We start from the raw sequence: 21,362 nt of genomic DNA, 5'->3' as shown, positions 1-21,362 counted from the left end.
CGGCTGGTTTGATTTTAAATCCGCCTGGTTTACGCCGCCCGACGCCACAGCACTGTTAAGCCCGCGCTGAACCGATTATACTGAAGTTCGTTCTCAACGGGGTGCGGCGCTTAACTGGAAATGACATCCGGTTAAGCCAGCTGAGAGTATACCCGTCGAACCTGATCCGGTTAATACCGGCGAAGGGATTTGAGAGTGCTTCCGGCGTGCTCAAAACCTTTGCCATCTTCATTCTCAGGAGCGCAAAGTGTTGAAAAAATGGTTATCCTGCCTATTACTGATGGTCGCCGCCCCGGCGCTGGCCAAGCCTGTACTCACCGTTTATACCTATGACTCCTTTGCTTCCGAGTGGGGGCCAGGACCGGCAATCAAAAAATCATTCGAAGCCGATTGCGCCTGCGAATTGAAATATGTCGCCCTGGAAGACGGGGTTTCGCTGCTGAACCGTTTACGTATGGAAGGCAAAAACAGCAAGGCTGATGTGGTGCTCGGATTGGACAACAATCTGTTGAAGGCCGCCCATGACAGCGGGCTTTTCGCCGAACACCAGGTCGATACCGCTGCCCTTGCCCTGCCGGACGGCTGGAACGACAAGACGTTCCTGCCGTTTGATTTCGGCTATTTTGCCTTTGTCTACGATAAGAACAAAATCGCCAATCCGCCAAAAAGCCTGCATGAACTGGTGGAAAGCACTGCGCCTTTGAAAATCATTTATGAGGATCCGCGCACCAGCACCCCCGGTCTGGGTCTGCTGCTGTGGATGCAGAAAGTCTACGGCGACCAAGCGCCTGACGCCTGGCAGAAGCTGGCCAGGAAAACCGTTACCGTGACCAAGGGCTGGAGTGAAGCCTATGGCTTGTTCCTGAAAGGCGAAGCGGATTTGGTGCTGAGCTACACCACCTCTCCGGCCTACCATGTCGTTGCAGAGCATAAAGATAACTACGCCGCGGCGCCGTTCAGTGAAGGCCATTATCTTCAGGTCGAAGTGGCAGGTCGACTGGCTGCCAGCAAGCATCCCGCGCTTGCCCAGCGCTTTATGAATTTTGTGCTTGAACCGGGCTTCCAGCAGGCGATTCCCAAAGGTAACTGGATGTATCCGGTGATGAAAACCGACTTGCCCGCCGGCTTCGGCCCAGTACCGCAAAAGACCTTGACGTTCACTCCGGATGAACTCGAAGCCGGACGCAGCGGCTGGGTCCGAGCCTGGCAACAAGCCGTCAGCCAGTGACGAAACGCTGGCTTTGGCCTGGGCTGACCGCAGCCCTGCTACTGGTCGCCGTCGCCCTGACGGCGTTCGGCGCACTGTGGTTACACGCGCCGATGCCGGACTGGCAGAGTTTTTTATCCGACAGCTATCTGTGGCACGTAGTGCGGTTCACCTTCTGGCAAGCATTTCTGTCGGCATGGCTTTCGGTCATACCGGCGATTTTCCTGTCACGGGCGCTATTCAGGCGACGCTTTCCCGGCCGTTTGCTGCTGCTGCGCTTTTGCGGCATGACGCTGGTGCTGCCGGTGCTGGTGGCGGTGTTCGGCCTACTGAGCGTGTATGGCCGTCAGGGCTGGCTGGCCCAGCTCTGCGGCTGGCTGGAACTGCCCTATCATTTCTCTCCTTATGGCCTGCAGGGCATTTTGCTGGCACATGTATTTTTCAACCTGCCGCTGGCAACGCGTCTGTTGCTGCAAGCCCTTGACGGCATTCCGACTGAACAGCGCCAGATAGCCGCCCAGCTCAATATGCGCGGCTGGCACCTGTTCCGGTTTGTCGAATGGCCTTTTATGCGGCGTCAGTTGCTGCCGGCGGCCGGCCTGATATTTATGCTTTGCTTCGCCAGTTTCGCCACCGTACTATCGCTCGGCGGCGGTCCGAAGGCGACCACCATCGAATTGGCCATTTATCAGGCACTGAGCTACGACTACGATCCTGGCCGCGCAGCGATGCTGGCCCTGCTGCAAATGCTTTGCTGCCTGGGGCTGGTGCTGATGAGCCAGCGCCTGACCCAGGCCTTTCCGGTCGGGGAAACCCGCGAGGCGCCCTGGCGCAATCCTGAGGACAGCCGCCGCCGTCGGCTGACCGACGGGTTTACCATTGCCGCCGCCCTGCTGCTGCTGCTGCCGCCGCTGCTGGCGGTGGTCACCGGCGGCCTCAACCAGGCCTGGCTAAGCGTGCTGAAACAGCAGGCGCTGTGGTCCGCCCTGCTGACCTCCACGGTGATTGCCCTGTCAGCTGGGCTGGTTTCGGTGGTGCTGACGATGATGCTGCTGTGGAGCAGCCGGGAGCTTCGCCTGCGACAGCAACCATGGCCGGCCCAGTGGCTGGAGCTGAGCGGCATGCTGATCCTGGCCATGCCGGGTATTGTGCTGGCGACCGGTTTTTTCCTGTTGACCAACGACACCATCGGCATGCCTGAATCCCCCTATGCCCCGGTTATTTTGACTAATGCCCTGATGGCGATCCCCTATGCGTTGAAGGTGCTGGACAATCCGATGCTTGATCTGGCCGAGCGCTATAACCGGCTGTGCCTGTCGCTGAATATTACCGGTTTCAATCGACTGCGGCTCATGGAGTGGCGGGCACTGCGCCAGCCGGTTGGCCGGGCGATGGCTTTCGCTTCAGTGCTATCGGTCGGCGATTTCGGCATTATGGCGCTGTTCGGCAATGAACAGTTCCGCACCTTGCCGCTTTACCTATACCAGCAGATCGGCGCCTACCGCAGCCAGGATGGTGCAGTAACCGCTTTGATGCTGCTGATACTCTGTTTTTTGTTATTCACCGTGATTGAGAAACTGTCGGGGCCCAATGATAAATCTGGCTAAAGTGACCTGGATCTGGCAGCACCTGCCCATCCGGTTCGATCTTCAGATCAACGCCGGCGAAAAAGTGGCGGTGCTGGGGCCGAGCGGCGCCGGCAAGAGCACGTTGCTGAATCTGATTGCCGGTTTTTTGCCGGCCAGCAGCGGCACCATCACCCTGGATGGCCGTGATCACCGCCACACGGCCCCCGCCGCCAGACCGGTATCGATGCTGTTTCAGGAGAATAATTTGTTTTCCCACCTGACCGTATCGGAGAATATCGGCCTGGGGCTGGATCCGGGGTTGAAACTGACGCCATCCCAGCAGGAATTGCGCCGGCAGGTTGCACAGCGGGTAGGCCTGGGGGAGTTGCTGGACCGACTGCCGGGGCAGTTATCCGGTGGTCAGCGACAACGCGCCGCGCTGGCGCGCTGTCTGGTTCGGCGCCAGCCGATCCTGCTGCTGGATGAGCCTTTCTCTGCCCTGGATCCGGCACTGCGCAGCGAGATGCTCAAACACCTCAGCGAGGTGTGCGATGAGCATGGACTGACCCTTTTAATGGTATCCCACAACCTGGACGATGCGGTCCGTATCGCCCCACGCACCCTGCTGGTGGTCGATGGCCGGATTTATTACGACGGCCCGACGGCACCGTTGGTCAGCGGAGAGGCACCCGAAGCGGCGATACTGGGCATCACCACGGTAAGGCCATAACCTGACCCACCCGATGGGCATAGGCCGGCATCAACGGATGCTGACTTACCACCAGCACTGCGACCACCGCCGCCGCCATACACAGCGGGGCCAGCCAGCGCAGCCGTGAGAGCGGCAGCCAGCTGGCCAGACGATCGCTGCCCCGCCGGCCATGACGCAGCCAACGCCAGGCCAGCCAGCACGCCAGCCACAGCAGTACTGCGCTTGACAATAGCAGCCAGCGAAACAGGGAACTGCCGCCGCCGGGGATGGTAATCGCCACACCCGCCAGAATGCCGGGCATAAAATAAAGCGGCGGCCAACTGAGACAACCAATGATATTGGGCGGGGCAAATCTGGCCGGCGGTAAATCCAGCATACCCGCCACCAGCGGCACCAGCGGACGTGTCGGGCCGACGAAGCGTCCTACCAGGATCGTGACCAGGCTATGGCGGTGCAGGGCGTGCTCGGTACGCTCGAGCATCGATCGATGCTTCTTGAGAAATGACCATTTCTTCAGCGGCTTTTTAAAACGATGGCCGATATACCAGGATATCCAGTCGCCCATAAAGCAGCCGACCGTGCCGGCCGCCCAGGCGCTGTAAAAATCAATCCGGCCGCTGCCGATAAGCGCGCCGAACGACGCCATCATGATGGTGCCCGGCAGCAGCAAGCCCACCAGCGCCAGCGATTCCAGAAACGCCACCAAGACAACGGCAATAAGCGAGAAAGCCAGGGATTGAGTGACCAGTTGTTCTAAATAGGCTTCCATAACTTTCTCTTGTCGACATAGGCCGGCGGATTGTCGCGGCTGATAGCCGGGTGAGTCAACCCGCTATGTATATAATTATATGTCACGGGTTGTCGGTCTGGCCGGCAACGCATTAATACTGTATAAATAATCATGATCATTATTCAATTCAAACTAATTTAAATGAAATTGCGCCCAGCCGCCACCAAGGCAACCACCATCATACGGTTGTTGATGCTGCGCCTGCAGGCAGGTGGTTTACCATGACCCAAAAACCTCCCACAGCAGCGACTGCCCGCAGCGCCCGCCAGGGATTTATCCTTACCCGACACTGGCGCGATACCGCGGACGGCATTGTCATCGATTTATGGCTGGCAACCGATGATGGGCCGTGCAAAATCAGTCTGCCGCCCCAGTCCGCCGTGGCGTTTGTCCCGCAGGAACAGGCCTCTCGGGTTAGGCAACTGCTGGCCGACGGCGAAGACTACAGCCTGCGTGAACTGAAACTGCGGGATTTCAATCGACGCCCGGTGGCCGGTCTGTACTGCCGGCAGCAACGTATATTGTCCAAGGCGGAGAAACGGCTTAAAGAAGCCGGCATCCCGCTTTATGAAGCCGATATCCGCCCGCCTGAGCGCTACCTGATGGAGCGCTTTATCACCGCTCCGGTGCGGTTTGAAGGGCAGCCTGGGCCGAATGGCGCCATAAAGGTCGCCGGACTGCAGCCGGATGAACACTACCGCCCCACCCTCAGACTGGTATCGCTGGATATAGAAACCACCCGCTATGGTGAACTTTATTGCATCGGCCTGCACGGCTGTGGGCAGCACCAAGTGTACATGCTGGGGGAGGATTCCGGCGCCGATCCGGGCCGCAGGGAGATGAAGCTGGAGTATGTGGCCAGCCGAGGCTTACTGCTTGAACGTCTCAATCAATGGTTTGAACGCCATGATCCTGATGCCATCATCGGCTGGAATCTGGTGCAGTTTGATCTGCGGATATTGCAAAAGCATGCCGACCGCTACCGCGTTCCGTTGCGGCTGGGACGTCAGGGTAAAGCGCTGGAGTGGCGTGAACATGGCTTCAGGGAGGGACAGTTCATCGCCGGCGCTACCGGCCGGCTTATCATCGACGGCATCGAGGCGCTGAAGTCCGCCTTCTGGCAATTTCCTTCCTTCAGCCTGGAAAACGTTGCCCGACAACTGCTGGGAGAGGGCAAGGATATCTCAACCCCTTACCAGCGGATGGATGAGATCGATCGTCTATACCAGGAAGACCAACCCGCCCTGGCCCGTTACAACCTGAAAGACTGTGAACTGGTTACCGCCATCTTCGACAAAACCCGGCTGATGGCTTTTCTGCTTGAGCGGGCAACCGTCACCGGGCTGGCGGCTGATCGCAGCGGCGGGTCGGTGGCCGCCTTCAGCTGGCTCTACTTGCCCAGAATGCACCGGGCGGGCTACGTCGCGCCCAATCTGGGGGATGTAGCCGCAAAAGCCAGTCCCGGCGGTTATGTCATGGACTCTCAGCCCGGCCTTTACGATTCGGTGCTGGTATTGGATTACAAAAGCCTGTATCCGTCGATCATCCGCACCTTTCTTATCGACCCCATCGGCTTGATTGAAGGTCTGGCCGATGCAGACAACGCCAACACCATCGAGGGTTTTGTCGGCGCCCGCTTTTCCCGCCGTCATCATTGCCTGCCGGAGATTGTCGAAAAACTCTGGCAGGGCCGGGAAAGCGCCAAACGCGATCAGAATCAGCCATTATCCCAGGCGCTGAAAATCATCATGAATGCCTTTTATGGCGTTCTGGGCGCACCGGGCTGCCGGTTTTTCGACTCGCGCCTGGCCTCCTCGATCACCCTGCGCGGCCATGCCATCATGCATCAGACCCGGGAGCTTATTGAAGCCCAGGGATTTTCAGTCATTTATGGCGATACCGACTCCACCTTTGTCTGGCTGGGCCATGCCCACGCCAGAGACGACGCCGATGCGATAGGTCAGCAGCTAGTCAAAGATATCAACCGCTGGTGGCGACAGCATTTGCAGCAGCAGATGGGGCTGGAAAGCGCCCTGGAGCTGGAATATGAGACCCATTTCAGCCGCTTTTTAATGCCGACCATCCGCGGGGCGGAGCTTGGCAGCAAAAAACGCTATGCCGGTCTGGTAGAGGACTGCGACCAGGGAAGAATGGTGTTCAAGGGGCTGGAAACGGTGCGCAGCGACTGGACGCCGCTGGCACAGCAATTTCAGCAGCAATTGTATGAACGCATCTTCCGCCGTCAGCCTTATCAGCAGTTTATCCGCGATTATGTGGCCAGGACGCTAACCGGCCAAATGGACCACCTGCTGGTGTACCGTAAGCGACTGCGGCGTAAATTGAGCGAATATGAGCGCAACGTGCCGCCTCAAGCCCGGGCGGCACGTATAGCGGACGATTACAATCAGCTGCACGGACGACCGCAGCAATACCAGAACGGCGGCTGGATAAGCTATATGATAACCACAGCCGGTCCACAGCCGCTGGAGAGCCGGCATGCCGATCCCGACTATGACCACTATCTGAATAAACAGCTTCAACCGGTGGCCGATGCTATCCTGCCGTTTTTACAGGACGATTTTACCACCTTAATATCAGGTCAACTGGGTTTGTTTTAATACGAAAGGCGTCATTGGCAGGTGACGAACAAGGATTCATCCATTAACATAGCGCCCTTCCGGATGTTAATGCCAAACCCTTACCGAGTTTTGCCGCCGTGCAATAAAGGCCTTGCGCCCGCCACGGCAAGCCGCGCTATTGCCGGAAATTTTGCCTAACACAACACCGAGCCGAGAAAATATGCCTTTTACCCTGGGTCAACGCTGGATAAGCGATACGGAAAGCGAATTAGGATTAGGGACTGTGGTTGCAGTTGATGCACGCATGATTACCCTGATGTTCCCCGCAACCGGTGAAAACCGTCTATACGCCCGCAGCGACGCCCCTATAACCCGGGTGATGTTCAATCCCGGCGACACGGTGACCAGCCATGAAGGCTGGCAACTGGCGGTTGAGTCAGTCCAGGAACAGGAAGGACTGCTGACCTATTTCGGCACTCGCCTGGATACCGGACAGACTGATGCCACCCTCAATGAAGTCCGCCTAGACAGCAAGCTGACCTTCAGCAAGCCGCAGGATCGCCTGTTCGCCGGCCAGATTGACCGGATGGATCGCTTTGCCCTGCGCTACCGGGCGCGCAAATTTCACAGTGAGCAATTTCGCCAGGACTGGAATGGCCTGCGCGGTATTCGCGCTAGCCTTATTCCCCATCAGTTGCATATCGCTTCCCAGATTGGACGACGCCATGCTCCGAGAGTGTTGCTGGCGGACGAAGTCGGGCTGGGGAAAACCATTGAAGCAGGCATGATCATTCATCAGCAACTGCTGACCGGTCGGGCTGAACGCATTCTCATCGTGGTACCGGAATCCTTGCTGCACCAGTGGCTGGTGGAAATGCTGCGCCGATTCAACCTGCATTTTTCGCTGTTTGACGACGAGCGCTATGCCGAAGCGATGCTGGACAGCGATAACCCGTTTGAGACCGAACAGCTGGTACTCTGTTCGCTGGACTTTGTGCGACGCAATAAAGATCGCCTGGAAAAGCTGACCGAGGCAGAATGGGATATGATGGTGGTCGATGAAGCCCATCACCTCTCGTGGAGCCATAACGCCCCCAGCCGTGAGTATCAGGTGATTGAGCAACTGGCGGCGGCCATCCCGTCGGTGCTGCTGCTGACCGCCACCCCTGAACAACTGGGGCTGGAAAGCCACTTCGCCCGATTGCGTCTGCTGGACCCTGACCGTTTCCATGACTACGAAAGCTTTGTCGCAGAACAGCAGCGCTACCGTCCGGTGGCGGATGCCGTTTCCCTGCTGCTGAATGGTGAGCCTCTTGGCGACGAAAGCCGTACCCTGCTCGGTCACATGCTGAGCCTGAAGGACAGCGAAGCACTGATGACCGAGGCTGATGGTCCCGAACCTCGCGCCAGCGCCGCCCGCCGTCAGCTTATCTCCCTGCTGATGGACCGTCACGGCACCAGCCGGGTACTGTTCAGGAACACCCGCCAGGGCGTCAAGGGTTTCCCTAACCGCACCCTGCACGGAATAAAGCTACCGTTGGCGGCTCAGTACCAGACTGCTATCAAGGTCGCTGGTATCATGGGCGGCAAGCAGCCGCTCGATGAACGGGCACGCAACATGCTTTATCCCGAGCAGATATACCAGCAGTTCGAAGGGCAGAACGCCACCTGGTGGAATTTCGATCCGCGCGTCGAATGGCTGTTGAATTTCCTGCTGGAAAACCGGCAGGAAAAAATCCTGGTGATTTGCGCCCATGCGGCGACGGCGTTACAGCTCGAGCAGGTACTGCGAGAGCGCGAAGCGGTACGCGCCGCGGTATTCCATGAAGGCCTGTCGCTGGTGGATCGCGATCGGGCCGCAGCCTACTTCGCCTCAGAAGACGACGGCGCCCAAGTGCTGCTGTGTTCGGAGATCGGTTCAGAAGGACGCAACTTCCAGTTTGCACACCATCTGGTGATGTTCGATCTGCCGTTCAATCCCGACTTGCTCGAGCAGCGCATCGGCCGTCTGGACCGTATCGGCCAGCAACAGGATATCAGCATCTATGTGCCTTACCTGGAAGATACCGCTCAGGCAGTGCTGCTGCGCTGGTATCATGAAGGGCTGGACGCGTTTGAACACACCTGCCCTACCGGCCGGGCGCTTTATGATCAGGGCTACAGCCAGCTCATCGGCTATCTGGCTGAGCCGACCGCCACCGAAGGACTTGATGACTTTATCAGCGACAGCCGGGAGCGGCACGATGCGCTGAAACTGCAAATGGAGCAGGGCCGGGATCGCTTGCTGGAGCAGCATTCCAACGGTGGCGAACAGGCGGTCGCATTGGCCGAGACTATTGCGGCCGAAGACAGCGACAGCCACTTGGTCAATTTCGCGCTGAACCTGTTCGATATCATCGGTATTAATCAGGACGACCGCAGCGACAGCCTGATCGTACTGACGCCGGGCGATCACATGATGGTCCCTGATTTTCCCGGCCTGCCGGAAGAGGGCTGTACCATCACCTTCAACCGCGAACAGGCGTTATCCCGAGAAGATACCCAGTTCATCAGTTGGGAACATCCGATCATCCGCAACGGTCTGGATCTGGTGCTTTCTGGCGATAGCGGTACCAGTGCGGTTTCGCTGCTGAAAAACAAAGCTTTGCCGGTAGGCACCCTGCTGGTGGAACTGATTTATGTCATTGAGTCCCAGGCGCCGAGAAAACTGCAGTTGAATCGCTTCCTGCCGGCAACGCCGGTACGCCTGCTGCTGGACAAAAACGGCACCGATCTGGCGGCCCAGGTTGAATTCGAACAATTCAACCGCCAGCTTAATGCGGTTAAACGCCACACTGCCAGCAAGCTGGTCGGGGCGGTACAGCAGGAAGTGCATGGCCTGTTGAAAAGCAGTGAAGCCCTGGTTGCTGTTCAAGCGGCACAGATCATCAAGGAGGCCAGAAAACAGGCCGATGACAATCTCAGTGCGGAGCTGAGTCGCCTTGAGGCGCTGAAAGCGGTTAATCCGGCCATTCGTACCGATGAACTGGACGCCGCCGCGACCAGCCGCAGCCAGATTCTGGCCCATCTTGATGAAGCCAACTGGCGCCTCGACGCTATTCGCCTTATCGTCGTTACTCATCAGTAAGTCCAAGGTCTCCCGGCGTGAATCAACGCCGGGAGCAACCGGAGCCCTATGGAACGCTATAATCCCCCACTGGAACCCTGGCTGCATATCCTCTATCAGGATGCGCATATCATGGTGGTCAATAAACCCAGCGGACTGCTGTCTGTGCCCGGCCGCGCGCCGGAACACCGGGACAGCATCATGTCGCGCATTCAAGCCCAGTATCCTCTGGCGCAATCGGTGCATCGGCTGGATATGGCCACCAGCGGCGTTATCGCCGTCGCGTTGACCAAAGCGGCAGAGCGCGAGCTCAAACGCCAGTTCAGGGAGCGGGAACCGAAAAAATCGTATATCGCCAGAATCTGGGGGCATCCTGCTAAGCATGAAGGGGTGGTGGATTTACCGCTGATTTGCGACTGGCCTAACCGGCCAAAACAGAAAGTGTGCTTTGAAACCGGTAAAGCGGCGCAAACCGAATACCAGGTATTGTCATTGGACGATGACGGTACCGCCCGGGTGCTGCTCAAGCCTATTACCGGCAGGTCTCATCAATTGCGGGTACATATGCTGGCGCTCGGCCATCCGATACTCGGCGATGGATTTTACGCACCCTTGGCGGTAGCGGCCCTGTCGGACCGGCTGTTGCTGCATGCTCAGGAACTGGCGATCACCCATCCGGCCTTTCATTCGCCGATTCATTTTCGCTGTCAAGCGGATTTCTGAGGGTAACCTTCGGCGAATAAAACCGGCTAGCACCCCCGCCTGCATGGCCGGTTATCCTGCTACCGACCATGGAGGGACGGGAGTGTGGATCAGCGAAAACCTTTCTCCTGTTTAATCAGGTCATAAGCCGCCTGGATAGACTGGGTTTTCTGTTTGGCCATCTCCATCATTTCCGGCGGCAGCCCCTTGGCAACAAGTTTGTCCGGATGATGTTCGCTCATCAGCTTGCGGTAGGCGCGCTTGATGACCGTGGCGTCATCGGTCGGACTGACCCCCAGAACCTTACAGGCATCGGCAAGCGTCGGACCGCTGCGGGCACCGGGCTGATAGCTACCGCCGGCATACCCCTGATTACCGCCACCGGTATGGCCGCCGAACTGCTGCCCGCCTTCCATCATGCTGAGGAACTGATCGAACTGCATCCGCGATATGCCCAGTTCTTCAGCTATCACATACAGCACCTGGCGCTCGTTGGGATGCAGCGATCCGTCAGCAAACGCCGCCTGCAGCTGGATTTCAAGAAACATACGGATAAGATCAAACCGACCAAAGCAGATCTGACGGAAGTCGCGCAGCGTTTGGCGCAGCGGAAATTGCGGTTCCTTACCCTGACGAAATGCCTCCTGAGCGGCGGTTCGTATCGTTCCGTGCAACTGCATCCGTTCCATCAGCAGGCTGGCCGTCTGAATATCAGCCTCGGTGACCCGGCCTTTGGATTTGGTCAGATGCCCCATGACCTGAAAAGTCGTGCGGAAAAAGACATCTTGCCTGGTTTGCTTCTCACTGAAGAATCCGGCGCCGCCGTCAGTCCGGGTACGGGAACTGCGCGCCTTATCAACCATATGGCCGACGAGGAAGCCCAACACCACGCCCCAGAAGCCACCACCGGACATGTAACCTAATAATACGCCTAACAGCTTTCCCCAATACTGCATATACTCCTCAATTCATCATGCCGTCGGCTCAAATTTGCTTTATCATACCTGTCATTTGACGCGGTGCCTAACGGTGCACGGATAAACGACGGGATTTATCACTGGCGCGGTAACGGTGAGTGAGATAGTCTCAAACCGTTTATCGGCATGAAGCCCTGTATGACGGAACACCTGAAAACGCATATGAAAAAACGTTTCCCCACATTGCTGGCCAGCCTTATCTGGACAGCGCTCTACAGCCAGCAAGCGTCGGCCGATCTTGCTGACCAGTGTATGCTGGGCGTACCCGCCTATACCAAACCGCTGGTCAACGGCGCGCCGGGAGAGCTGCCGGTACGGATTCAGGCGGATAAAGCCGAGGCCAATTATCCCGATAATGCCCTTTTCTCAGGCAATGTCGATATCCAGCAGGGCAACAGCACTCTGACCGCCGAACAGGTCGAGCTTGAACAGAAGCAGGCCGGCCAGACTGACCCGGTCCGCACGGTCACCGCCACAGGCAATGTCAATTACGGCGACAACCAGATCAAGCTCAAGGGGCCTAAAGCATGGTCCAATCTCAATACCAAAGATACCGATGTGTATCAGGGAGATTACCAGATGGTGGGCCGCCAGGGACGCGGTGAGGCTGACACCATGAAAATGCGCGGTGAAAACCGCTATACCGTTTTGGAAAACGGGACATTTACCTCCTGTCTGCCTGGTGATGACAGCTGGAGCGTGGTAGGTTCCGAGGTCATTCATGATCGTGAAGAACAGGTCGCCGAAATCTGGAATGCACGCTTTAAAATCGGCAGCGTGCCGATTTTCTACAGCCCTTATATGCAATTACCGGTTGGCGACAAACGCCGCTCGGGATTTTTATTGCCTACAGCCAGTTATGGCAAAAGCAGCGGCTTTGAATTCAGCGCCCCTTATTACCTGAACCTGGCGCCGAATTACGATGCAACCATCACGCCGCACTACATGAGCAAGCGCGGCACCCAGCTGCAGACCGAATTCCGTTATCTCTCTACCCCAGGGGAAGGGCTGGTAGAATTTGACTGGCTGCCGGATGATAAGCAGTACGCACGTGATAACGCCGGCGATGACAACAGCGACCGCTGGATGTTCTACTGGAAACACAACGGCGTAATGGACCAGGTCTGGCGCTTCAACGTCGATTATACCCGCGTCAGCGATCCCAACTACTTTGACGATCTTGACTCCAAGTACGGTTCCACCACCGACGGCTATGCCGCGCAGAAGTTCAGTGCCGGCTATGCAGACGAGCACTGGGACGTTGCCCTGGCAAGCAAGCGATTCCAGATATTCTCCAACAGCGGCAACCAGAGCGCCTATCGGGCTGAACCGCTGCTGGATATCAACTATTACCAGAACGATGTCGGGCCGTTCGATACCCGCATTTACGCCCAGGCAGGCAAGTTCACCAGCGTGGATAACGATAATCCGAAAGCCACCCGCCTGCATATCGAGCCGACAGTCAATCTGCCGCTGGCTAACCGCTGGGGCAGCATCAATACCGAAGCCAAGCTGCTGGCGACCCATTATCAACAGGATAATCTCGATACCTTCAATGAAACCAACAGCAGCGGTCGCGTGCTGGACGGGTCGGTAAACCGGGTGATGCCCCAGTTCAAGACCGATGGCAAGATGGTCTTTGACCGGGAAATGGACAGCGCTGCCGGCTATACTCAGACGCTTGAGCCGCGCATGCAGTACCTGTACGTGCCCTATCGGAATCAGAGCAATATCGGTATTTATGACTCCACCCTGCTGCAGACCGATTACTCGGGTCTGTTCAGGGACCGGTCATACAGCGGGCTTGATCGCATCGCATCGGCCAATCAATTGGCCAGCGGCGTTACCACCCGTGTATATGACGATGAATTGGTTGAACGTTTCAACGCATCCGTAGGTCAGATATATTACTTCAGCCGCGCCCGCACCAGCGACAAGCCCAGCGGGTGGAATGAAGATGCTGATACCGGCAGCCTGGTGTGGGCCGGTGACAGCTACTGGAAAATCAGCAATCGCTGGGGCGTCAGAGGCGGACTGCAGTATGATACCCGCCTGGACAGTCTGGCACTGGGCGATGCGGTGCTTGAATACCGACGCGACCAGAACCGGATGGTGCAGTTGAACTACCGTTATGCCAGCCCGGAATATATCCAGGCGATGCTGCCGGACATCAATCATCCGGGCTATCAGCAAGGCATATCGCAAGTTGGCGCTATAGCCAGCTGGCCGATTGTCGATCGCTGGTCCCTGGTCGGTGGCTATTACTATGATACCAAGGCTAACCAGCCTGCCGATCAGCTTATCGGCCTGCAGTACAACACCTGCTGCTGGGCGGTGGGCGTGAGTTTTGAACGCAAGATCAATGGCTGGAACAATGCCGACAGCACCAGCCAATACGACAAGAGAGTGTCATTTAACATTGAACTGCGCGGTTTGAGCAGCAATTATGGCCTGGGTACGGAAAAAATGCTGGGTTCCGGCATACTGCCTTACCAACGGGCATTTTAATGCTGATAACACGAGCATACATTGAACCTCAATCCGCAGATGCGGCTGATAGAAATGGAAAAGTTATGAAAAACTGGAGAACGCTCATCCTTGGCCTGGCGATTTGCGCCAACACTGCGTTCGCAGCACCTCAAGTGGTGGATAAAGTCGCCGCTGTCGTCGATAACAGCGTCGTTCTCGAAAGCGATGTGGCCGGATTGATGAAGTCGGTAAAACAAAGCGCCAGCGAGGCCAAACAACAGTTGCCTGATGATGCCACTTTACGGCATCAGATACTGGATCGGCTGGTGATGGACAATATTATTTTGCAGCTTGCCCAGCGCGGCAATATGACCATCACCGATGAACAACTGGATCAGTCGATCGCCAATATCGCCGCCCAAAACCGCATGTCGGTAGATCAACTTCGCAGCCGGCTGGCTTATGACGGCATGGACTACAATACCTATCGCAACCAGATTCGCAAAGAGATGCTGATCGCCGAAGTGCGTAACAGCGAAGTGCGCCGCCGGGTCACCATTCTTCCGCAGGAAGTGGACTCGCTGGCCAAGCAGGTTGCCGCCCAGACCGGCAACGGCGCCGAGTTCAACCTGAGCCATATCCTGATTCCGCTGTCGGAGAATCCGAGCCAGCAGCAGGTCGATGATGCCGAACAGCTGGCCAACACACTGGTGGAACAATTGAAGGGCGGTGCGGACTTCGGCAAGCTCGCCATTACCTACTCCGCCGATGCCCAGGCGCTGAAAGGCGGCCAGATGGGTTGGGGCAAACCTGAAGAGCTGCCTTCGCTGTTTGCCGAACGCCTGCAGGGTGCGGGTAAAGGCGCAATCGTCGGTCCGATCCGTTCAGGGGTCGGCTTCCATATTCTGCGCGTTAATGATGTGCGCGGCGGCGATCAGAAAGTGTCGGTCACCGAAGTGCTTGCCCGCCATATCCTGCTGCGTCCCTCGGTGGTAATGACCGATCAGCAGGCTGACAGCAAACTGCGCGAAGTGGCGCAGGAAATCAAGAGCGGCCGCACCGATTTCGCCACCGCCGCCAAACAGCTTTCACAGGATCCGGGTTCTGCCAATCAGGGCGGCGATCTGGGCTGGGCATCAGCAGACATTTATGATCCGGCTTTTCGCGACGCGATCATGCGTCTGAAGAAAGGGGAATTGAGTGCGCCGGTGCATACCTCCTTCGGCTGGCATCTGATCCAACTGATGGACACCCGTCAGGTGGACCGCACTGATGCTGCGCAAAAGGAACGGGCGTATCGCTTGCTGTTCAACCGCAAGTTTGCCGAAGAAGCCCAGACCTGGATGCAGGAACAGCGCGCCACTGCTTATGTGAAAATCATGGACGGCAATGGTCAATAGTCACCGGATAGTGCTGACTCCCGGCGAACCTGCCGGGATCGGCCCTGATGTGACGGTGATGCTTGCCCAGCAGGCCTGGCCTGCAGAGCTGGTGGTCTGTGCCGACCCTGAAGTGTTAATGTTACGCGCCAGACAGCTCTCGCTGCCTCTGACGGTTGAAGAGTATCGTTCTGACCTCCCCGCCTCCCCTTCTCCGCCTGGCCACCTTCGCCTACTGGCGGTCAAAACGCCGTCACCGGTTAACGCCGGCCAACTTGATGTCGCCAACAGCGGCTATGTGCTCGAGACCCTGGCCCGGGCCTGCGACGGCTGCCTGCAGGGGCAATTCGACGCCCTGGTCACCGGCCCGGTGCATAAAGGCATCATCAATGATAGCGGCCTGCCCTTCAGCGGCCATACAGAATTTTTCGCCGAGCGCAGCCAGTGCGAGCGGGTGGTAATGATGCTGGCAACCGATTCGCTCAGAGTCGCCCTTGCTACCACCCATCTGCCGCTGCTGGCGGTGCCCGGCGCCATTACCCGGCAGAGCCTGACGGAAGTGATCCGCATTCTCGTCGGCGACCTGCGTCGCTATTTCGGCATCGGCCAGCCTCGCATCTACGTGTGCGGACTCAATCCCCATGCCGGTGAAGGCGGACATATGGGCCGGGAGGAAATAGATGTTATCATACCGGCGCTGGACGCCCTGCGTGCCGAAGGCATCATGCTCTCCGGCCCGCTGCCGGCCGATACCCTGTTTCAGCCCAAGTACCTGCAGCATGCAGACGCGGTACTGGCGATGTATCACGATCAGGGATTGCCGGTGCTGAAGTATCAGGGCTTCGGGCGGGCAGTGAATATTACCCTGGGACTCCCTTTTATTCGTACCTCTGTTGATCATGGCACCGCGCTGGAACTGGCGGGCAGCGGGCAAGCAGAGGCCGGCAGTATCAAAACGGCGTTAAACCTCGCCATAGAAATGATAAATAACCGCAATGAGTAATAATGTTCATCAAGGCCATCTGGCCCGTAAACGATTTGGCCAGAACTTTCTCCATGATAGCTATATCATCGACTCTATCGTCTCGGCGATCCATCCTCTGCCGGACCAGGCAGTGGTCGAAATCGGCCCTGGCCTGGGCGCGTTGACCGAACCGGTCGCCGAGCGCCTGGAGCATATGACGGTCATCGAGCTGGACCGCGACCTGGCCGCCCGGCTGGCGACCCACCCGTTTATGCAGCAGAAGCTGGAAATTATTCAGCAGGATGCCATGACCGTCGATTTCGCGGCGCTGGCTGCAAAGGCCGGCCAGCCGCTGCGGGTATTCGGCAACCTGCCCTACAATATTTCCACGCCGTTGATGTTTCATCTTTTCAGTTATACTGAAGCCATTCGCGATATGCATTTCATGTTGCAAAAAGAAGTGGTCAATCGCCTGGTGGCCGGTCCGAACAGCAAAGCCTATGGCCGACTGAGCGTGATGGCGCAGTACTACTGCCACATCATACCGGTGCTGGAAGTGCCGCCAGAATCGTTCCGCCCGGCGCCAAAAGTGGATTCCGCTGTGGTGCGTCTGGTACCGCATGCTACCCTGCCCTACCCGGTCAGGGATTTGCAGGTGCTGGCGCGCATTACCAGCCAGGCGTTTAACCAACGACGCAAGACCGTGCGCAATAGTCTTGCTAATCTGTTCACGCCAGAACAGCTGAAAGATCTGGGCGTTGATCCGGTGCTGCGCGCAGAAAATATTTCGGTAGAGCAGTACTGTCGGCTGGCCAACTGGCTGACGGAGAATCCGACGTCCCAGGCTTAAAGGAGTCGTTTGCCATGATCAATTCACCCCGCGTTTGTGTACAGGTACAGAGCATGTACGTCGAAACGCAGTCGCAGCCGCAAGAGCAGCGCTATGTATTTGCCTACACAATTACGGTACGTAATCTTGGCCGGCATAATGTCCAGTTGGTCGGCCGTTACTGGCTTATCACTAATGCTGATGGCAAGCCCAGCGAGGTCAAAGGCGAAGGCGTGGTCGGTGAGCAGCCGGTTATCCTGCCGGGCAGCGAATTTCAGTATACCAGCGGGGCGATTCTGGAAACGCCGCTGGGTACCATGGAGGGGCATTATGAAATGCTCGACCATCAGGGGCAATCATTTCGGGTTGCCATTCCGGTCTTCCGCCTAGCCATACCAACACTTATTAATTAATTATGTCGACCTATTTAATCGGGGATATCCACGGCTGTTTTGATGAGCTGAAGGCGCTGCTGACGCAGGTAGATTTTAATGAGCAGAAAGACCAGCTGTGGCTGACCGGTGATCTGGTGGCCCGCGGCCCCGGCTCACTGGAAGTACTGAGGCTGGTACGCTCGCTTGGCGACAGCGTACGTATGGTGCTGGGCAATCATGACCTGCACCTGCTGGCGGTTTTCGCCGGCATTAGCCGCAACAAGCCCAAGGATCGCATCACGCCGCTGCTCGAGGCGCCGGATGCCGATGAGCTTATCAATTGGCTGCGCCGCCAACCGGTGCTGCAGGTGGATGAACAGAAGAAACTGGTCATGGCCCATGCGGGGATTTCCCCCCAATGGGATCTGGACACCGCCCGCCAGTGTGCCCGCGAAGTCGAAGCGGTGCTTGGCAGCGACAGCTACCCGCTGTTCCTGGATGCGATGTATGGCGATATGCCGAATAACTGGTCGCCGGAACTGACCGGGCTGGCGCGGCTACGCTTCAGCACCAATGTGTTTACCCGTATGCGCTACTGTTTCCCTAACGGCCAGTTGGACATGTTCTGCAAGGATACGCCGGATAAGGCTCCAGCCCCGCTGAAGCCCTGGTTTTCCCTGCCCGGACCGGTCGCGGAAGACTACAGTATCGTGTTTGGGCACTGGGCTTCGCTTGAAGGTAAAGGCACCCCGGCGCACATATACGGGCTGGATACCGGCTGCTGCTGGGGAGGCGATCTTACCCTGCTTCATTGGGAAGAACAGCGTTATGTCACTCAGCCGTCCAATCGGCAGGATGAAAGCGCGGTGGAAACCGCCCCGCCGCTGGAAGGGACAATCAGCCCGGCTAGCGACGATTAAAGCGCCGGTTGATCCACAGCACAGCGGCCCGCTCCATGCGGGCCGCCTGCTTTCACTTCATTGAACCCGTCTCATCTTTTTTCTGCCGGTATGCTGACCGGCTACTGCGGGGTACGCTGCCCGTCTATTGCGGCATACGCTGTCCGGCTACCGCTAACCCCTTAGCGGTCAGCTGCTCAGGACGGTGCGCCGACCACGCCACCATCGGTACGAGTGATCATTACCACCGAAGAACGCGGCCGCGGGCTGTTGTTGGGAAAATGGGAGTCGCCCTCTTCCCCGGGATGCTGCACATTAACAAATAGCGTACGGTAATCCGGCGTAAAGGTGATACCGGTCAGTTCACAGGATTTGGGCCCCACCATAAAGCGGCGGATCTCACCGCTGGTCGGGCAGCCCACCAACATCTGATTATTGCCTTGGCCGGCATACTCGCCTTCATTGGTGTATTTTCCATCCGTCAGGATCCACAGCCGGCCGTCCCGATCAAAACCCAGGCCGTCCGGGCTGTTAAAGGTATTTTCGGCAGTGATGTTAGGGCTGCCGCGATAAACCCCTTCAGGATGGGCAATCGGATTGCCGCACAGCGCGTACATGTCCCAGCCGAAGGTGGTGGCGGCGGCATCGCCGCCTTCATCCCAGCGGATGATTTGTCCGTAGAGGTTTTTCGGCCGCGGGTTGGCCGCGTTAAGCGGCATCGCTTCATTGCCGCGCTTATTGTTGTTGGTCAGGGTGCAGTAAGCCCTGCCATCGTGTGGATTAACGGCAATCCATTCAGGACGATCCATCTTGGTAGCGCCGACTTGGGTGGCGGCCTTGCGGGTAAACAGGCAAATATCCGCCTGGCTGGCGAAGCCGTTTTCCTTGGTCAGCCCATTCTGCCCCCACACCAGCGGCAGCCACTGGCCGGTGCCCTTCAAGGGTACCCCGTCAGTATTGCTGTCAAAGCGCGCCACATACAGCGTGCCATTATCGAGCAGCTGACCATTTTTGGCCGGATTGCTCTCATCCACCCGTTCGGCTGAGACAAATTTATAAATGTACTCACCCACTTCGTCATCGCCCATATAGACCACTAAATGGCCATTTTTAGCGATAGTGACCGCAGCATTCTCATGCTTGAATCGACCCAGGGCAGTGCGTTTCACCGGAACTGACGCAGGGTTCAGCGGGTCGATTTCGACTATCCAGCCAAAGCGGTTAAACTCGTTAGGATTTTTGCTAAGATCAAACCGCGGGTCAAAATCGGCCCAGTTGCGCTCAGGCTCTTTCACATTAAGGCTGTACAGCGCCTGCTCCGGGGTAACTTTATAGCCGGCGTCACTGGCACCAAAATAGGTGTCGAAATTCTCTTCGCAGGTCAGATAAGTGCCCCAGGGCGTTTTGCCGTTGGCGCAGTTGCCAAAGGTGCCCAGCACCTTCAATCCCGCCGGATCGGCCGCGGTCTGCAGTTGAGCATGGCCGGCAGCCGGGCCGCTGAAACGCATTTCAGTCAGGGCAGTAATACGGCGATTATAACGGGCATCTTTGACAACCTGCCATGGCTTGCCTGCGGCGGTACGGCGTATCTCGAATACCGATACCCCATGGGCTGCCTGGGATTTGCGCACCTCCCCAAGGTTCAGTGCCCGACTACCGCCATGGGCAAACAAATATTTCTCGTTGACGTATTCGTTATTGATAGCCATTACGCCGCGATTTTCATCAATCGGAAAATAACTCATACCGTCATTGTTGTCGCCGAATTGCTTTAGCTGATCGTCGGCGCTGTTGTTTCCCTGTGGATCAAAAGCCGGTGCATCGGCAAACAGCGGATCGCCCCAGGAAATAAGAATATCCGCCTGATACCCTGGCGGTAAAGTGATGGTATCTTCGCCAGAGGCAGCGATGGGACTAAACCCCAGCAGTCCGCGGGTGTTGGCGGGCAACGTCGCCGCATCAGCGGTTGCCGACAGGTTCCAGATGCCACCGCCCAAAAATCCGGCCAGGCCGACAGCGCCAGCATTGCCCAGCAATTTCCGGCGGCCCGGGTCCCGTAAACGATCGGCATTCAAGGTGTCAGGTTTGCGAGTCATATATGAGTATCCTGTTATTTTTGTCCCAAGGTATTAGCGCATCCTCTAGGGGGATGGCGCCTCATCGGACCAAGAATAAGCAGGGTATGTTACAGCCGCGTTACAAAAATGCGGTTTACGCGGGCGGGCGCGGCTGGGGCGCCCGGGCAGGATTAACGGCGGTCGAGGATTTCAAAACAGAAGCTATGGGTATTCTTATCATCAGCATCATGGAATTCACTGAAAGTAGACTGCCATTGGTCGGGTTCATAATCAGGGAACCAGGTATCGCCATCCACTTCGGCATCAATGTGCGTCAGATAAAGTCTGCCGGCACGAGGCAGGAATTCATGGTAGATCTTGCCACCGCCAATCACCATAATTTCTTCGACATTACCGGCAGCGTCCAGCGCTTCCTGGGCTGAACTCACCCAGGTAACCCGGTCATCGGTCCCCGGATGACGGCTCATCACGATATTGAGGCGCCCGGGCAGCGGCTTACCGATAGATTCATAGGTCCTTCTCCCCATTATCACCGGCTTTTGCAGCGTGAGGCGCTTGAACCAGGCCAGATCGGCAGGCAGGTGCCAGGGCATGGCGTTTTCCATGCCGATCACGCGGTCAACAGCCAGAGCGGCAATCAGACTAATTATCATACGGAACCTTAAAGGCAATAAAATTGCTGACACTATACGGAAAGTGCCCGCAGCCGTCGATAGCGATACCTGGCCG

At 57.3% G+C, this 21,362-nt stretch carries 16 protein-coding genes and 1 riboswitch; of the genes, 12 read left to right on the top strand and 4 right to left on the bottom strand.

What is annotated here, in order from left to right:
• Positions 1-87 precede the first annotated feature (87 nt).
• Positions 88-206: riboswitch (TPP riboswitch) on the top strand.
• Positions 207-247: 41 nt separating this feature from the next.
• The 3 genes from thiB to thiQ are packed head-to-tail and all read left to right on the top strand — an operon-like array spanning position 248 to position 3,505.
• Positions 248-1,228 (top strand): thiamine ABC transporter substrate binding subunit, encoded by a 981-nt coding sequence (thiB, locus tag EDC52_RS06475; RefSeq protein ID WP_131864500.1) that lies wholly within the window; start codon positions 248-250, stop codon positions 1,226-1,228.
• Complete coding sequence (gene thiP / locus EDC52_RS06470) at positions 1,204-2,814, top strand: thiamine/thiamine pyrophosphate ABC transporter permease ThiP (protein ID WP_131864499.1); 1,611 nt, start codon at positions 1,204-1,206, stop codon at positions 2,812-2,814. Before thiB ends, thiP begins: the two co-directional genes overlap by 25 nt.
• On the top strand, positions 2,798-3,505 hold the full coding sequence (gene thiQ, locus EDC52_RS06465) for a thiamine ABC transporter ATP-binding protein ThiQ (RefSeq protein ID WP_131864498.1): 708 nt from the start codon (positions 2,798-2,800) through the stop codon (positions 3,503-3,505). Before thiP ends, thiQ begins: the two co-directional genes overlap by 17 nt.
• Here the strand turns inward: thiQ and EDC52_RS06460 are convergent.
• Entirely contained in the window at positions 3,486-4,256 is a 771-nt protein-coding gene (locus EDC52_RS06460) for a DedA family protein (RefSeq protein WP_131864497.1), read from the bottom strand. The genes thiQ and EDC52_RS06460 overlap by 20 nt on opposite strands.
• 242 nt (positions 4,257-4,498) lie before the next feature.
• Between EDC52_RS06460 and EDC52_RS06455 the strand changes: the two genes are divergently transcribed.
• From EDC52_RS06455 to rluA, 3 genes are all read left to right on the top strand, one after another.
• Positions 4,499-6,895 carry a DNA polymerase II gene (locus tag EDC52_RS06455; RefSeq protein WP_131864496.1) on the top strand — a complete coding sequence of 799 codons (2,397 nt, stop codon included), beginning with the start codon at positions 4,499-4,501 and terminating at the stop codon, positions 6,893-6,895.
• A gap of 181 nt (positions 6,896-7,076) precedes the next feature.
• Entirely contained in the window at positions 7,077-9,983 is a 2,907-nt protein-coding gene (gene rapA, locus EDC52_RS06450; protein WP_131864495.1) for an RNA polymerase-associated protein RapA, read from the top strand.
• 48 nt (positions 9,984-10,031) lie between these two features.
• Entirely contained in the window at positions 10,032-10,685 is a 654-nt protein-coding gene (gene rluA, locus EDC52_RS06445) for a bifunctional tRNA pseudouridine(32) synthase/23S rRNA pseudouridine(746) synthase RluA (RefSeq protein ID WP_131864494.1), read from the top strand.
• Between the two features lie 89 nt (positions 10,686-10,774).
• Here rluA and djlA read toward each other — a convergent pair whose 3' ends face one another.
• Entirely contained in the window at positions 10,775-11,620 is an 846-nt protein-coding gene (gene djlA, locus EDC52_RS06440; RefSeq protein ID WP_131864493.1) for a co-chaperone DjlA, read from the bottom strand.
• Between the two features lie 183 nt (positions 11,621-11,803).
• On the opposite strand from djlA, the gene lptD reads away from it, so the two are divergent.
• From lptD to apaH, 6 genes are all read left to right on the top strand, one after another.
• A complete protein-coding gene (gene lptD / locus EDC52_RS06435) occupies positions 11,804-14,149 on the top strand; it encodes an LPS assembly protein LptD (RefSeq protein ID WP_131864690.1) in 2,346 nt (781 codons plus the stop codon).
• 65 nt (positions 14,150-14,214) lie between these two features.
• Positions 14,215-15,510: a peptidylprolyl isomerase SurA gene (gene surA / locus EDC52_RS06430; protein WP_131864492.1), complete on the top strand. Its 1,296-nt coding sequence runs from the start codon at positions 14,215-14,217 to the stop codon at positions 15,508-15,510.
• Entirely contained in the window at positions 15,500-16,492 is a 993-nt protein-coding gene (gene pdxA, locus EDC52_RS06425) for a 4-hydroxythreonine-4-phosphate dehydrogenase PdxA (RefSeq protein WP_131864491.1), read from the top strand. The genes surA and pdxA overlap by 11 nt, the downstream gene beginning before the upstream one ends.
• Positions 16,485-17,303 (top strand): 16S rRNA (adenine(1518)-N(6)/adenine(1519)-N(6))-dimethyltransferase RsmA, encoded by an 819-nt coding sequence (gene rsmA / locus EDC52_RS06420; RefSeq protein WP_131864490.1) that lies wholly within the window; start codon positions 16,485-16,487, stop codon positions 17,301-17,303. The genes pdxA and rsmA overlap by 8 nt, the downstream gene beginning before the upstream one ends.
• A 14-nt stretch (positions 17,304-17,317) precedes the next feature.
• On the top strand, positions 17,318-17,695 hold the full coding sequence (gene apaG / locus EDC52_RS06415) for a Co2+/Mg2+ efflux protein ApaG (RefSeq protein WP_131864489.1): 378 nt from the start codon (positions 17,318-17,320) through the stop codon (positions 17,693-17,695).
• A 2-nt stretch (positions 17,696-17,697) separates the two neighbouring features.
• Positions 17,698-18,576 carry a bis(5'-nucleosyl)-tetraphosphatase (symmetrical) ApaH gene (gene apaH, locus EDC52_RS06410; protein WP_131864488.1) on the top strand — a complete coding sequence of 293 codons (879 nt, stop codon included), beginning with the start codon at positions 17,698-17,700 and terminating at the stop codon, positions 18,574-18,576.
• 176 nt (positions 18,577-18,752) lie between these two features.
• Here the strand turns inward: apaH and EDC52_RS06405 are convergent, their stop codons facing one another.
• A complete protein-coding gene (locus tag EDC52_RS06405) occupies positions 18,753-20,651 on the bottom strand; it encodes a PhoX family protein (protein WP_131864487.1) in 1,899 nt (632 codons plus the stop codon).
• A 152-nt stretch (positions 20,652-20,803) separates the two neighbouring features.
• The gene (folA, locus tag EDC52_RS06400; protein WP_131864486.1) at positions 20,804-21,286 is read right to left on the bottom strand and encodes a type 3 dihydrofolate reductase; all 483 of its coding nucleotides are present in this window, start codon (positions 21,284-21,286) and stop codon (positions 20,804-20,806) included.
• Positions 21,287-21,362: the final 76 nt, after the last annotated feature.

Origin of the sequence: Biostraticola tofi (genome assembly GCF_004343195.1) — a bacterium.
Taxonomy (GTDB): domain Bacteria; phylum Pseudomonadota; class Gammaproteobacteria; order Enterobacterales; family Enterobacteriaceae; genus Biostraticola; species Biostraticola tofi.
This window is presented reverse-complemented; position numbering and strand designations above follow the sequence as displayed.